10 protein-coding genes are annotated in these 15,876 nt (G+C 44.7%); 8 read left to right on the forward strand and 2 right to left on the reverse strand.

The window, feature by feature from the left end; all coding sequences use genetic code 11:
• Nucleotides 1-84 precede the first annotated feature (84 nt).
• The 8 genes from trxB to HYR79_00910 all read left to right on the forward strand — a co-directional run bounded on the left by trxB (nt 85) and on the right by HYR79_00910 (nt 11,323).
• The gene (gene trxB, locus HYR79_00875; GenBank protein ID MBI1820241.1) at nt 85-1,020 is read left to right on the forward strand and encodes a thioredoxin-disulfide reductase; all 936 of its coding nucleotides are present in this window, start codon (nt 85-87) and stop codon (nt 1,018-1,020) included.
• 62 nt (nt 1,021-1,082) lie between these two features.
• Nucleotides 1,083-2,333, forward strand: coding sequence for a competence/damage-inducible protein A (locus tag HYR79_00880; protein ID MBI1820242.1), 1,251 nt, complete (start codon nt 1,083-1,085; stop codon nt 2,331-2,333).
• A 101-nt stretch (nt 2,334-2,434) separates the two neighbouring features.
• A complete protein-coding gene (gene recA / locus HYR79_00885; protein MBI1820243.1) occupies nt 2,435-3,535 on the forward strand; it encodes a recombinase RecA in 1,101 nt (366 codons plus the stop codon).
• A gap of 179 nt (nt 3,536-3,714) precedes the next feature.
• Nucleotides 3,715-4,914, forward strand: coding sequence for a type IV pilus twitching motility protein PilT (locus tag HYR79_00890; protein ID MBI1820244.1), 1,200 nt, complete (start codon nt 3,715-3,717; stop codon nt 4,912-4,914).
• Nucleotides 4,914-7,577: an alanine--tRNA ligase gene (gene alaS / locus HYR79_00895; GenBank protein MBI1820245.1), complete on the forward strand. Its 2,664-nt coding sequence runs from the start codon at nt 4,914-4,916 to the stop codon at nt 7,575-7,577. Before HYR79_00890 ends, alaS begins: the two co-directional genes overlap by 1 nt.
• A complete protein-coding gene (mltG, locus tag HYR79_00900; GenBank protein MBI1820246.1) occupies nt 7,570-8,592 on the forward strand; it encodes an endolytic transglycosylase MltG in 1,023 nt (340 codons plus the stop codon). The genes alaS and mltG overlap by 8 nt, the downstream gene beginning before the upstream one ends.
• A gap of 12 nt (nt 8,593-8,604) precedes the next feature.
• The gene (locus HYR79_00905; GenBank protein MBI1820247.1) at nt 8,605-9,537 is read left to right on the forward strand and encodes a glycosyltransferase family 2 protein; all 933 of its coding nucleotides are present in this window, start codon (nt 8,605-8,607) and stop codon (nt 9,535-9,537) included.
• A complete protein-coding gene (locus tag HYR79_00910; GenBank protein ID MBI1820248.1) occupies nt 9,521-11,323 on the forward strand; it encodes a tetratricopeptide repeat protein in 1,803 nt (600 codons plus the stop codon). The genes HYR79_00905 and HYR79_00910 overlap by 17 nt, the downstream gene beginning before the upstream one ends.
• 12 nt (nt 11,324-11,335) lie before the next feature.
• Here the strand turns inward: HYR79_00910 and HYR79_00915 are convergent, their stop codons facing one another.
• Together HYR79_00915 and HYR79_00920 are read right to left on the reverse strand one after the other, a co-directional pair.
• Complete coding sequence (locus tag HYR79_00915; protein ID MBI1820249.1) at nt 11,336-13,780, reverse strand: EAL domain-containing protein; 2,445 nt, start codon at nt 13,778-13,780, stop codon at nt 11,336-11,338.
• A 41-nt stretch (nt 13,781-13,821) separates the two neighbouring features.
• Entirely contained in the window at nt 13,822-15,519 is a 1,698-nt protein-coding gene (locus HYR79_00920) for a GAF domain-containing protein (GenBank protein ID MBI1820250.1), read from the reverse strand.
• Nucleotides 15,520-15,876: the final 357 nt, after the last annotated feature.

The raw sequence follows: 15,876 nt of genomic DNA on the forward strand, positions 1-15,876 counted from the left end.
AAGAGGAAACTGAATTGATTTAAAATGGCTTTTAATGTTACATTGTTTTTTCAATGATTACTCTTTTTTGATGGGGAGCTTTTAATGCGGGAGATAGAAAATGTTTTAATTATAGGCTCAGGTCCGGCCGGTCTGACGGCAGCCATTTACAGCGCCAGGGCCAATTTGAAGCCGGTTTTAATCGAAGGCGTTCAGCCGGGAGGCCAGCTTACGATTACCACGGAAGTCGAAAACTACCCAGGGTTTGCCGCCGGGATCATGGGCCCCGACCTGATGATTGAAATGAAAAAACAGGCCGAAAGGTTTGGAACCCGGTTTATCCGGGGAAATGTCGGCAAGGTTGACCTTTCCCACCGGCCTTTTAAAATCTTTCTGGATGAAGAAACCCTTTTGACAGAAACCTTAATTATTGCCTGCGGCGCTTCAGCTAAACTCCTCAACCTTCCCTCGGAAAAAGCGCTCATGGGGCATGGGGTTTCCGCCTGTGCGACCTGCGACGGCTTTTTCTTCAAGGAAAAGAAAGTGCTGGTGATCGGAGGGGGCGACACGGCAATGGAAGAGGCTACCTTTTTAACAAAATTTGCCAAAGAGGTGAAAGTCATTCACCGGCGGGAAACCTTGCGGGCTTCAAAAATCATGCAGGCTAGAGCGGAGAAAAATCCTAAAATCTCGTTTATTTGGAACAGCGAGATTGAGAAAATCCTCGGAGAAGAAACGGGCAAAGTCACCGGCGTTTTACTTAAAGACCTCAAGACCCATACGGTTAAAGAAGAACCCTGTGACGGGGTCTTTATCGCCATTGGACATGAACCTAACTCTTCCTTATTCAAAGGGCAGATTGAACTTAACGAAACCGGATACATTATGACCCATCAGGGAACGAAAACCAGCGTTCCAGGCGTTTTTGCGGCCGGAGACATTCAGGACTTCGTTTATAAACAAGCGGTTACCGCCGCTGGAACAGGGTGCATGGCGGCCATAGACGCGGAAAGATTCCTGGAATCCGAACACCACTCCTAACTCAAAGAGGAAAAGAATTTTGACTCTCTTCTGTGCCAGTGCTACAATCCCGCCTAATCACAATGAGAACTAATCATAGTGCAGAAATCATTGCCATTGGGAGCGAACTCCTGCTTCCTGACGCGACGGAATCGAATTCCTCTTTTATCTCCAAAGTTTTGTTTTCTTTAGGCATTCTGGTGCGGTTTAAAACAGTCGTCGGCGATTTAGAATCAGATATCGTCCAGAGCATTCAAACGGCTCAAAAAAGGTCAAAATGGATCTTTTTAACCGGCGGATTAGGACCCACCGAAGACGACGTCACCCGGCCGGCTGTGGCGGATGCTTTTGGAAGGCCTTTAATATTAAATAAAAAGATTTTAGGGGAAATTAAGAAAAAGTTCGTAAACAGAAGACGAGGTTTCTTAAAAATTCATGAGCGACAGGCGTGGTTCCCGGGAAAAAGTTTCATTATTCCAAACAAACACGGGATCGCACCCGGATTTATTGTCACGGAAAAAGAAACGGTTTTAGTCAGTTTGCCCGGCGTTCCTGCCGAAATGCGCCAAATGATCGCCGCGACAGTTTTTCCCTTTATTTTTAAAACCGGGGGCCGACAAGAAAACCTCTTTTTTAAAAAATACAAGACTTTTGGTCTTCCCGAATCGTCTATCAACGAATCCTTGAAAGATTTAATGATAACCAGGAACGTGATATTCGGATTATTGGCGAAAGGAACCGGCGTTGAAATCTCTTTGATGATGAAAGAAAAAACCAAACAAGCCCTCGATAAAAAACGAAAAGAGATGGATAAAGAAATCAAAAATAGATTAAAGAACCTAATCTATGGTGAAGATGATCAAACCCTGGAGGAAGTGGTCGGGCAACAATTGAAAATGAGGAAAAAAACTCTTTCGGTGGCCGAATCGTGTACAGGAGGACTCATCGGCCACCGGATGACCAATATCGCGGGAAGTTCAGCCTATTTTAACAACTCGGCCATTACGTACAGTAACATTGCCAAAATCAAACAGTTGGGGGTCTCCCCTCTCTTAATTAAAAAGTACGGGGCTGTCAGTCCCAAAGTTGCTTTAGCCATGGCCGAGGGGATTCGAAAAACTACCCGGAGCGATATTGGCGTCGCCGTAACAGGAATCGCGGGGCCCGGTGGAGGAACCCCCAAAAAACCGGTTGGCCTTGTCTATTTTGGGCTTTCTGATCAAAAAGGTCTCTTTTGGGAAGAGGCGCGGTATATCGTTGACCGGGAAACTTTTAAATGGCTCGCTTCCTCCAATGCGTTGAATATGCTAAGGTTACGACTAATGAACACATAGCCAGCGAGCTCATTTTTTTCGAAAGTCATTTGAACAGGGAAGTCCCTATTTATTCTCAATTAGCACGTTTCTTACTCTAACACTCTTTAAGGAGAAATCTCATGATTGAAAAAGACAGCAACAAACAAAAAGCTATTGAACTGGCAGTAAGTCAAATTGAAAAACAATTTGGAAAAGGGTCCATCATGCGGCTCGGAACCCAGGAAGCAGCCGCTGAAGTCCCCGCCATTTCAAGCGGGTCTTTAGGACTCGATGTCGCCCTGGGTGTCGGGGGGTTCCCCCGGGGGAGAGTCATTGAAATTTTTGGGCCGGAATCTTCGGGTAAAACAACGTTAACCCTTCATGCGATTGCAGAAATTCAGAAAACAGGAGGGGCAGCCGCGTTTATCGATGCCGAACATGCCCTGGATATCAGTTATGCAAAAAAACTGGGAGTCAAAACCGATGATCTCCTGATTTCACAACCCGATACCGGGGAACAGGCGCTGGAAATTGCCGAGACCCTGGTTCGGAGCGGCGCTATTGATTTAATTGTCATCGATTCCGTTGCGGCGCTGGTTCCACGAGCGGAATTAGAGGGGGAAATGGGGGATTCCCATATGGGGTTGCAGGCCAGGTTGATGTCTCAAGCGTTAAGAAAACTCACCTCCGCAATCAGCAAATCGATGACGACGGTCATTTTTATCAACCAGATGAGAATGAAAATCGGAGTGATGTTCGGAAACCCGGAAACCACCACGGGGGGAAATGCCTTGAAATTCTATGCGTCCATTCGCCTCGATATCCGAAAAATTGAAACCTTGAAAGATGGAAACGAGGTCTTCGGCAACCGGGTTCGGGTTAAAGTGGTTAAAAATAAGGTAGCCCCTCCCTTTAAACAGGCTGAATTCGATGTCATGTTTAACGAGGGAATCTCTAAGTTGGGCGAAATTATCGATATAGGCGTTGAAAAAGGGGTGATCGAAAAAAGCGGCGCATGGTATTCATTCCAGGGCGAGCGGATTGGTCAGGGAAGGGATAATGCCAAGGAATTTTTAAAAAATAATCCTTCACTCGCGGCAGAAGCAGAAAAGCAGATAAAGGCAAAACTTAACCCGGCGAACCAGAAAACCGAACCTAAAAAAATTGAGGTTGAAATAAAGAAACCGGTAACGGTTAAAGTTTTGGCGAATGAGCCCAAGAGTAGCGTTAAAGCAGGTTAAATATCGCCCTTTTAAATTTGTTGAAGTTTAAACCCTGGAAAGGCCTTAAAAACAGACCAGGTCAACTTGTCGAAAAAGCGTTTTTAAGCTAAACTATTTCTTATAGAGAAAAATTAAATTTTTCTAACCCATTGAAAGTTACGGAGAAATTTATTTAAATCTCTAAGGGTAGGAGCAAAATGAATATCGATGAATTATTAAAAGCGGCATTGGCACTTAAAGCCTCCGACCTTCACTTAAAGGTGGCAAGCCATCCTATTGTCCGGGTGAATGGTCACTTGACCCCGATGGACAAATTTCCCAAGATAACCCCTGAGGACGCGGTGTCACTCGCGTTGGGAATCATGAATAACACCCAAAAACAAAAGTTCAAAGAAAAATTTGAGGTGGATCTGGCCTATAGCGCTGCGGGGTTGGGCCGGTTCAGAGTGAATGCTTACCAGCAGAGAAGCTCCATTAATCTCGTTTTTCGTGTGGTTCCAACCCAGGTGGCTTCAATCAACGAATTGACCCTCCCGGCTGCCATCGAGAAACTTGCCAATGAAACCCGGGGCCTGGTTTTAGTCACAGGAACCACCGGAAGTGGAAAGTCAACCACTCTTGCGGCTATGATCGATTATATCAATCGGAATCGGCCCGAAAACATTATCACCATTGAAGATCCCATTGAGGTTTTACATCGAGACCGAAAAAGTCTGGTCAGTCAAAGAGAAATCGGAACCGACGCTGAATCTTTTGGATCTGCCCTGAGAGGGGCGCTTCGACAGGACCCCGATGTCATTCTCGTGGGAGAAATGAGGGATTTTGAAACGATCTCCACCGCCATGACGGCCGCTGAAACCGGCCATCTGGTTTTGAGCACCCTGCATACCACGGATGCCACGGAAACCATCAATCGGATCCTTTCTATTTTTCCTCCTTATCAGCAAAAACAGCTTAGGCTCCAGCTCGCTTCCATCTTAAAAGGAATTATTTCCCAGAGGTTGATCCCAAGAGCCGATGGTCAGGGAAGGGTTCCGGCTGTTGAAATTATGATTGCTACCCAAACCATTAAAGAATGTATTATCGATTCGGAAAAAACGAGGAGGATTCCGGAGTTCATTGCCGCCGGGGGATCTCAATATGGAATGCAAACCTTCGACCAATCCCTTTATTCCTTATTTCAGCAAAAACTGGTTACCTTTGAAGAGGCCCTTCGGTGGTCAACCAATCCGGATGATTTCACTCTAAAAGTCAAAGGCATACAAACCTCCAGCGATATCAACTGGAGCGCCATGCAGGGAAAGGAACCTGCAATCCCGGCAGGTCCCGGAAAGGCGTCCCCTAAAGAAACGACAAAAGGGTCGGAAATTAAAATCGACCGGTTTGGATCTTCGTGATCGGAAAAAAGCTCAGTTCAGCAGAAATCAGAGAGGCCTTTTGTAAATTCTTTGAACAAAAAGGGCATACACGGGTCATAAGCTCCCCTCTCATTCCCGCCGGAGACCCCACCCTTCTTTTTACAAACGCCGGAATGGTGCAATTCAAACAGATCTTCCTGGGTGACGAAAAAAGGGCCTATCAAAGGGCGGTTTCTGTTCAAAAGTGCATGAGGGCGGGCGGAAAACATAACGATCTTGAAAATGTCGGAAAAACAGCCAGACACCATACTTTCTTTGAAATGTTGGGAAATTTTTCATTCGGGGATTATTTTAAACCCGATGCGATCGAATATGGATGGGAGTTTGTAACGCAGATTATGGGTCTTTCCCCCGAACATCTTTGGATTACCGTTTTTAAAGATGATGAGGAATCGGCGTTTTTGTGGGCTAAAAAAGTCCGGGCGGACCGGATTGTCAAAATGGGAGAAAAGGATAATTTCTGGCAAATGGGAGACACCGGACCGTGCGGTCCCTGTTCGGAAATTTATTTCGACCAGGGCCCTGAAATCAGCTGCGGAAAATCAACCTGCGGGTTAGGGTGTGATTGCGACCGGTATCTGGAAATCTGGAATCTGGTGTTCATGCAGTTTAATCGGAATACCAGGGGAGAGCTTCTCCCCCTTCCAAAACCAAGCATTGATACCGGTATGGGATTGGAACGGATCAGCGCCGTTTGCCAGGGCGTTAAAAGCAATTACAACAGCGATTTGTTCAAGCCGATCATCGGAGAAATAGAAAAAATCACGGGAACACGCTACGGCCAAAACCCGTCAAAAGATGTTTCGGTCCGGGTCATTGCCGACCATATCCGTGCGATTACTTTTTTAATTGCCGACAGCGTCCATCCCTCCAACGAGGGACGCGGCTACGTTCTGAGAAGAATCATGCGAAGGGCGGCCCGCCACGGAAGATTTTTAGGGATGTCTGATCCGTTCCTTTTTCAATTGACCGATACCGTGATCATTCAAATGAAACCCTTTTATCCCGAATTGGATTCCAATCAATCCCGGATCCGCCAAATGACACAGGGAGAAGAAGAACGATTTATTCATACGCTGAATATCGGAATGAAATTGATTGAGGAGCTTTTTTTAAAAATGAAGCGGGATGGGGAAAAAACAGTCCCGCCGGAGGCGTTATTTAAACTTTACGATACCTATGGATTTCCTCTGGATTTATTAGAGGACATCGCGGTCGAAGAGGGATTCAATCTCGACATCAAAGGTTTCGAATTAGAAATGGAAAACCAAAAAAAACGCGCCAGAGCCGCCAGCCGGTTCGGCACGGAGGACTCCGCATTAGTTTCCTTCTCCAAGGAGATTTTAAAAGAATACGGAAAAACCAAATTTTTAGGATATGACTCGCTTGAGGGCCAAAGCACTCTCATCGCCATGCTCAACGGAACAGAAAGGGTCAAGAGAGCTCGAGAGGGCAACGAAGTTTTCTGTGTTTTTAAAGAAACCCCTTTTTACGGCGAAGGGGGCGGACAGGTTGGCGATCAAGGGACAGTTTCGGGAGAAACGGTACTGGCCGAAATCCAGGACGCCTTAAAACCAGCCCCGGAGCTTATCGTCCATAAAGTTAAAGTCGTTCAAGGGGAACTCATTGAAAACAGTACCTATGTTTTAGAGGTGGATGAAAAACGACGTAAGGATAGCGCAAGGAACCATACCGCCACACACTTGCTCCATGCTGTGCTGCGGGAAGTCCTTGGAGATCATGTTAAACAGGCAGGATCCTATGTGGATCCTGCCCGCCTCAGGTTTGATTTTAACCATTTTTTCCCTTTAACCCGGAAGGAACTCGATAAAATCGAAAGGTTGATGAATGAACGGGTAAGAAAAAATGTTCCGGTCCATCCCAAAATTATGGGTCTTGAAGAAGCATTAAAAGAGGGGGCGTTGGCTTTTTTTGGAGATAAGTACGGGGATGAGGTGCGAGTGATTCAGATCGAGAACCTCAGTCAGGAGTTGTGTGGAGGAACCCACTGCCGCGCCACGGGAGATATCGGTGTTTTTAAAATCGTCAGCGAGAGCAGTATCGCGGCTGGAATTCGCCGGATCGAGGCGGTCACGGGAGAAGGCGCTTACGAATTGATCAAAACCCAGGAATCACAATTCCTTCAGATGGCAGAAAACTTAAAAGTAAAACCAGCTGAAGCCCCGCAAAAACTCCTTAAACTTATTTCTTCTTTAAAAGAAAAAGAAAAGGAAATTACTTCTCTCAAGTCAAAATCAATCTCGCCAAAAAATGACCGAGAAACAGAAATAAAAAAAGTAAACGGGACATCCGTTTTAATCAAAAAAATGGGAGCCATGAGCCCTAAAGATCTCCGGTCGGCGATGGACGAATACAAAAATCTTCCCGGGATTGATGTGATCATATTAGGGTCTTCTGCCGAAGGAAAGGTCTATTTAACCGTGTCCGTTTCACCCTCTAAAACCAACCGATTTCACGCGGGAGAGATCGTCAGGGAGCTTTCTGTCGTGGTCGAAGGGACAGGAGGGGGAAAACCGGAGATGGCACAAGGGGGAGGGAAAAATCCCGAAAAATTAGAAGAAGCTCTCCTGCAGGCTGAAAAGATCATCCAAAAACATTCTCAGACCGCTTTTAATGGATAAATCCTTTAAAAAGAAGGGTGTTTTCAGTTTCTTTCTCCTGGTCGGCGTGGCGTTCCTTTTTCTGTCCATCCACGTTCTCCTCTATTTGTATCTGCCCCCGCAAGATCAGGAAATTCATAAAATAATCGACATCCCGGATGGCGCCCATATGAGGGTCGTGGCAGACCTGCTCCATAGGGAAGGGCTGATTAAAAATAAAGAATATTTTATTATTCTCGGAAAACTCACCCTTACGGAAAAAAACATCCATCCGGGAGAGTACGATTTTCACACGCGAATGCTCCCGCAGGAAATCCTGAATCTGTTAAAAAAGGGAAAGATCATTCAGTACGAGGTTTCCATTCCTGAAGGGTACACCTCCTATCACATTGCGGATCTTCTTGAGGAAAAGAAATTAGGCAACCGGGACGACTTTATCCGGCTGGTTCATGATCCGGAATTGATCCATACCCTTCACCTGAACGTCGAATCTCTTGAGGGATATCTTTTTCCAAGCACCTACTTTTTCCCCCGAAGAATTAAAACCGAGGACATCATTAAAAAAATGGTAACGACTTTTTTTCAGGAATACACTCCTGATATCCAGGAAGCGGCCCAGCAGATGAAGTTAACGCAGCAGGAAATCGTCACGCTGGCCTCGATCATTGAACGTGAAACCAACTCTGACGAAGAAAGGGCCTGGGTTTCTGCCGTTTTTCATAACAGGCTTAAAAAAAATATTCCGCTTCAAAGTGATCCAACCGTCATATATGAAATGAAGGGGTATACGGGAAAAATCACTAAAAAAATGCTCTTAACAAAGACCCCGTACAATACTTACAAACTGAAAGGGCTTCCGGCAGGTCCTATTTCCAATCCGGGGAAACGATCGCTCGAAGCCGCCGTTCATCCAGCCGCTGTCGAATATCTTTATTTTGTGTCTAAAAATAACGGGACGCACTATTTTTCTACCTCCCTCAAAGAACATAACAAGGCTGTTCACCTTTTTCAGAAACAAAAGCATGCCAGAAATTAGCGGAGCTTTTTTATGTACAAAGATTTAAAGATAGCCGTGGTTATCCCCTGTTATAACGTGGAAAAACACATCAGAGCTGTCGTCAAAGGGATCCCTCCTTTTGTAGATAAAATTATCGCCGTTAATGATGCGAGCACAGATCAGACCGCAAAAGCCCTTGAAGACATCAACGATCCGCGCTTAACAATTCTTTATCATTCAATGAATCAAGGGGTGGGAGGCGCGGCGTTAACAGGCTTTCAACAGGCCCTCCGGGATGGGTCGGATATTCTGGTCAAAATGGACGGCGATGAACAAATGGATCCCTTTTATCTTCCCGCGCTCCTCACCCCTCTCGTCGAGGGATTTTCCTACGCTAAGGGAAACCGGTTTCTTCACAGCACAGAGTTGAATCAGATGCCTTTATTAAGAAAATGGGGAAATTTCTGGCTGACCTTTCTTACCAAAATAACTTCAGGTTACTGGCACATTTTCGATCCTCAGAACGGCTATTGGGCCATAAAAGCCGGCGATTTTTCCGTTCTGGATTTAAGCAAAATCCATCGGCGGTTTTTCTTTGAAAACGACATGTTGGTGCAACTCAACATTTTTAACTTAAAAATTAAAGACGTTCCGATTCCCGCTCGCTATGGAAATGAAAAATCATCCATGAAACTCTATAAAATTGTTCTTTCCTTCCCCTTTTTTTTAATCAACCGGTTGATCTACCGTTTTTACCAAAAGTATATTCTAAGAGACTTTTCTCCCATAGCCATTTTCGTGATGGCCGGCCTTCCCCTTTTTTTCTGGGGGCTGGGATTTGGCTTGTATGCGTGGTGGAAATCGATCACCACAAACAGCGTCGCCACAACAGGCACGGTGATGTTGAGTGTCCTGCCCTTTCTCATCGGTTTTGAGCTTCTGCTTCAGGGAATCATTCTCGATATTAATGAAACCCCTCGATAAACTTTCTCCGGCAGCTTCTGGCGCGCTTCTTGTTCTCATCGTGTCAGCCGTCTTTTCAAATGTTTTTCAGAACAGCTTTCATCTCGATGATTTTCACACCCTTCTCTATAACGATCATGTTCATTCCTTAAAAGATTTCCCGGCCTTTTTTACGTCCGGGAAGGGCTTCAGCGGCACGCCTTTTATTTCGGGGTTTCGTCCTTTAACCGTTTTTATAAATGCTTTGAATTACAGGGTCAGTCAAACCTCGCCTGTGGGTTATCACCTCGTCAATCTGCTCCTGCATCTGGCATGCTCTTTTTTGGTTTGGCGGATTGCTTTTCAATTGTCTCAAATTAAGGCGGTCGGACTGTTATCCGGATTTATTTTTTCTCTTCATCCCATGAATACCGAAGTCGTCAATTATATTTCAAGCCGATCTTCTTCGCTTTCAGCTTTATTTTATCTTGCCTCCTTTTCAGCGTTCATTCAGTACCGAAGACACCCTCGCATAAAATGGCTCACGTTGTCGCTCCTGGCCTTTTTTCTCGCGTTGCTCAGCAAAGAAGTCGCGATTACCTTACCCCTTCTCTTAATCAGCTATGACTTCTTGTATCAGCGACATTTAAAGAAAAGAGAAAAGGTCGGCATTTATTTTGCCTACGGTTTTTTGGTTGTTCTTTTTTTAGCCGTCCGGCACTATTTTATGACAGGTGGAGGCGCCGGCGGATTCAGTTCTCCCGTTTCTGCAAATCACCTCATTGACGCCAAAAATATTTTTCTCGGAAGCGTTTATCTCGCAACCCAGTATCTTCGTTTAACCTTTTTTCCCTATCCGTTAACAGCCGACCACCCCTTCCCGAAAATGGAACTCGGCCCCCTGCTGATTTTTTGTCTTCTCTTCTGGGTTCTGGCAGGACTTCTCCTGTTCGTTTTCCGACGTCACAAAACACTCCTGTTTCTGACCAGTTGGTTCGTCATTACCCTGCTTCCTGTCTTTTTATTACCCGGAATGACGAGCCTTTCTATTTTTCAGGAAAACCGGGGATATCTTTCCGGAGGAGGGATCGTTATCCTGGTTGCCTGGGTTTTGGTGAATTTAAAGAACCAACTGATAAAAACACACCCGTCGTTGAATTACGGGTTTGCCGTTTTTTTATGGCTCGGAATCTCTCTATTCTCTTATGAGAGTTACCTTCGGAATCAGGTTTGGAAAAGCGAGGTGACTTTATGGGGAGACGCCTTCAAAAAAAATCCCGCTTCGTTTATTGCCTGTTTTTCTCTCGGCTATGGCTATTTAGGCGAAAACAACCTCGATCAAGCTCTTTATTTTTTCAAACAATCTTTAAACCTTTTCCCTCCTAAAGATTACCTCTACTACATTCATAACAACCTCGGAACTGTTTATTATCGCCAGGAAAATAACCAAAAAGCGTTTAAGGAGTATCTGATCGCTAAAGAGCTTTCGCCGATTTTACCAGAAGCTCATATTAACCTGGCTCTACTTTACTTAAAACAGGGTTCTTACAAAAAGGCCGCAGAGGAGCTCGATACCGAAATGGATGTCAATTATAAACATATGGAACAGAGGGTTTTGGCGGCGGTTGAAATAGAACGACAGGGTGGCAAAGAAGCGGCCGGCCCGCTGTTTCTCAAAATCTTCAGCCGGTTACCCGATTTACCCGAATACGAAGGGCTTCGTTCTCTCTCAAAAAATCATTTAAAGAGGCTCTCTTTTCCGATGAAAAGGTCTTCCTTCTCGCCATTCCCTTTAAAAAAGGCTTTCAAACGGTTTAACTTTGTTTAGGAAACGGAACAATCAGGGAGTTTTTTCCAGAAACTCTTCAAATTCCTTTGCCGTTAACGGGCTGGAAAACAGGAATCCCTGAGCGCGGTCACAACGGCGGGACAAGAGGAACTCGATCTGCTTGTGATTCTCTACCCCTTCAGCGATCACTTTTAATTTCAAGCTGTGAGCCATCGCAATAATGGCTGTCGCAATGGCCTGATCGTCTGGATTTTCGTTGATATCCAGGATAAAAGAGCGGTCAATTTTTAAAGTGTCTATCGGCAGCCGCTTAAGATAACTGAGCGATGAATAACCGGTGCCAAAATCATCCACAGATATTTTTACGCCCATTTGATTCAATTGATGCAAGATAAGCCTTGTTCTTTCGACATTTTGCATCAGATTACTTTCTGTGACCTCCAGTTCAAGATTGTGCGGATCCAGCTCAGACTCTTTTAAAACATTTTTTACGCTGTCCATAAATTTGGGGGCCTGGAATTGATAAACGGAGATATTAACAGCAACATGGATCGGTTTAAAACCGGCCTTCTGCCAGGCCTGATTCTGGCGAGAAGCTGTTTTTAACACCCACTCCCCGATGGGGATAATCAAACCGGTCTCTTCTACCAGATAAATAAATTGCTCGGGTAACAGGAGTCCGCGATTCGGATGCCGCCAGCGAAGGAGGGCTTCGGCCGCAACGACCTGGCCTGAGCTTAAATCAACGATCGGCTGATAATAAAGCAAAAGCTCCTCCTTTTCGACAGCCCGTCTGAGGCAAGTTTCTAAATCAAGACGTTCTAGCGCGGAGTCGTTCATGTCAGCAATGTAAAACTGATAACTGTTTCTTCCTCTTTCCTTGGAGTAATACATCGCCGTATCGGCATTTTTAAGCAAGGTCTCCATGTCTTCGCCATCCTGGGGGTACAGCGTGATTCCAATGCTGGCAGTGATAAAAATTTCATGCCCCTCTATATAAAAAGCTTGGACCGAGAGTAAATTTAAAATCTTTTCGGCAACCCGAGCCGCGTCGGTAGCATGAGAAATATTGGTTAAAATAATCGTGAACTCGTCCCCTCCGAGTCGCGTTACGGTGTCCGTTTCTCTGCCCGTCACCAGGATTTTGGAAATGGCCTGTAAAAGCCGGTCTCCGACAGGATGTCCCAGCGTATCGTTAATCAATTTAAATTGGTCAAGATCGAGAAACAACACCGCCACAAGGGTTCGATTTCGCTTTGCCTGAAGTAAGGCCTGGTTTAAACGGTCGGCAAAAAGAAGCCGGTTGGGGAGGTTAGTCAAGCCGTCATAGTTGGCCATATGGATCAAGCGTTCCTCTGCGAGTTTCCTTTCCGTAATATCGGTAATTAACCCGACATAAAACCCTTTCCCTCCCCGGGTGACGCTTACATTATCCAGGGTAATGGTAACAATTTCTCCATTTCGCTTCCGCTGTTTTAATTCTTTAATAAAGAGGTCGCCTTCTTTGCGAAGGTCTTCAAAAAATTTTTTCTGGACATCCCGGTCTTCAGGCGCCATGAGATCGAGGAGACTCATATTTTTAAATTCCTGCCGGCTATACCCGTAAAACCCGCAACAATATGGATTCACGTCGATAAAGCGGAGATCCTCTCCAAAAAGATAAACGGGATGTTTTGCATTTTCGTAAAGCGCCCGGAAAAACTCTTCGGAATCCTTGAGCTCCGCTTCGGCCCGTTGGCGCTTCTGTTGAAGCTTATCGACCATTCCGCGCATTTGATCAACCAGGAAATTATAGGAAAGAGCAACTTCTCCGAGCTCATCATTGGAACGAATGTAAAGTTTTTCAGTAAAATCCCCTGACTCAAGCTTTTTAAATTTACCCACCAGGTTACTTAAAACCGCGCTGATTTTATGGCTAATCCAAAAAGTGGGAAGAATCCCGATCCCGGCAATGAAAATCGCCAGGAAAAGTAATTGAATAAATCTTTTTCGTATTTTCTCCCCGGTTCCTTTAAGCGACAAATCGAGACGGATCCATCCATGAATTTGGCCATTTAGGATCATCGGCTCGAAAATAGCGAGCATCTCAACGCCAGTTTTGTCAACGGTATAGTATTGTAAAAATTCCCTCTGCTGTTTAACCGCGTTTATAAAAAGGGGGTCTTTTGAAAGGTCGTCCCCAATGCTGGTCGTGTCATTGGCCGCCGTAATCATGTTGGAGTCGTCGATAAAGACAATTTGGGATACATCGGGAAGTTTGGAAAAATTGGCAAGGGAATTCTGGATTAAATAGAGATTTTCAAGCATCGCCTCCGTTCCCTCCAGAGATAAACTGACCGCTATCGAACGGGCTTTGGCTTCCATCTCTTCCCGAATCATCTTTTTATCGTACCTGAACACCGACCAGGTGTTCACCATCATCGTGGTGATAATCAAGAAAGCCACCAACACCCAAAATTTTGTTTTGATCGATATGAATACAGGGCTTTTTACCATAGTTAACAAAGCTCCAAAACAAAAATTGTTTTCCTGAAACGCTAAATCGCTTTTTTCAGAGAAAAGATCGCGGGTTTTAAAAAATCTGCGCCCGATAATTCAAAAGACCGTGGCGCCTCGGGCACTGCGAGTTTCAGCAACCCGTCGTTTTTTAGAATCAAACCAAGGAAGACATCGATTAGTTCTGGATCCAATTGTGTCCCCCTGCACCCTTTTAAGATTTTTATAACCTGTTCCGGTTCATAAGCTTTTTGATAAGATCGATTGGTGGTAATGGCATCGTAGGTATCGCAAACCGCAATAATTCGGGAAAAGATATGGATAGCCTCTCCTTTAATTTTATCGGGATACCCGTTACCATCCCACCGTTCATGGTGATGTCGAATATAAGCGGAAAGATGACTTAATGAAGAAATCTGAGAAATCATCAGAGCGCCCTTTTCCGAATGTGTTTTCATCATTTCCCATTCTTCAGGCTCCAGTTTTCCCGTGGAATGCAGCACTTTATCAGGAATCGCGATTTTCCCGACATCATGAAGAATAGCGGCGTACTTCAACCGTTCTACTGCTGTTTCATCAAACTGGATTTGTTGGGCGATCATTTCGGCATAGATTGAGAGTCGCTGTGCATGGCCTCCGGTGTAAACATCCTTATTTTCCAGAGAACCGGCAAAAGCCATAATGACATCCATATGAACAGACTTGAGTTCGAGGCTTTTAATCTGGATTTCCTCGAAAAGTCGCGCGTTTTCAATAGCGGTTGCGGCTTCCGACGCAAAAAGGGTTAAAATATTCAGATGGTGACGACTAAAAATTTTCTTTTTTGAGCGGCTGGCAACATTAATTACGCCGATGATTCGATTCTTAACTTTCAGGGGAACAGCCACTGCGGATTCAATGTCGGGAAAAGGGTCCCGTTTGGTCCCATCCGGATTTGTTTTGGACCTATGATTCAACAGCAAAGGTTGTCCTTCTTTCGCCACCCAGCCGGCTATCCCGACTCCAAGGATCTGGCGGGTGCTCCGAATAATCTCATCGGGTATTCCTCTCGCGTCTTCTATGGTCAGGGTTTTTCCTTCTTTGTCTAAGAGCATAATGGAGCATTTTTCCGCCCCTAAAAGGAGAACGAGCGCACCCAGGATGGTTTTATACACTTCCCGAAGATTTAACGTTGTGCTGATTATTTCGGAAACATCCCGAATCTTCTCCAGATTGACCTGGTATCGACGATGTTCCTGATCCACCAAAACGCCGTAAAAGATAACCGAAATTAAAAGAAAAGGGATTTGAAGGAGCATCGAGGAGTCTGTGAGAAAAGAATCAGATCCAAGTTCTTTTATTTCAAACAAAACATACATTCCGACCAGCAGGAGTCCATTCGCGACAATCCCCCGAAGACCTTTCCCAAAGGTCGTCATCAAAACAATTAAAAAATAAAAGAACATCAGGTAGGATGAAGAAAGATGGGTTAAAAACATGCTGCTCGACACAATGCAGGTATCCCCGATGATAAGCGCTACGTCAAACCATCGATATTCAAATATTTTTTTAGGAAGGAAAACAAAAACAATATTTGAGCCTATATATAACAAAACCAAAATATCAAATATTAACTGTGATTTTCGTTCGAATGAAAAGGCAAACCCTTTTTCTTGAAAAACAAGGAGGTATGAAAGCGCTATGATCAAAAGCCAGCGCAGGGTTAAAACAGTTTTTCTTTTATTTTCAAAAAGATCCATAAAGCCTTCAACTGTAGTTTACCTTTGATTTAATAAAGTATAACACCTTTTCAAAATTTTTCAGGAAGGAGGGGAGGCGAGGAAGCCTGTGCAATGGCCCTGGCGGCAGAAAACAATTATGCGGAAAAGTTCGATTTAGAGTTTTTAAGATAAGAAAAAAATTGGTAGTGTAATTATACACTTTGCGCGAACCTATTTCGAGCGGAAATTGAACGAAGGGTGTGAGACAAATTTATGGGTAAATATTGACTTTTCCTTTTTTTTGGCCTATTATCTGATTGTTATATAACACTCAGATAAGGAGGTCCCATGGAAAAATCTCTGGAAGAGCTCGAAGCCCAAAGACAAGGCCTCTAT

The organism is Nitrospirota bacterium, from assembly GCA_016178585.1.
In the GTDB taxonomy this organism is placed as follows: domain Bacteria; phylum Nitrospirota; class Nitrospiria; order JACQBW01; family JACQBW01; genus JACOTA01.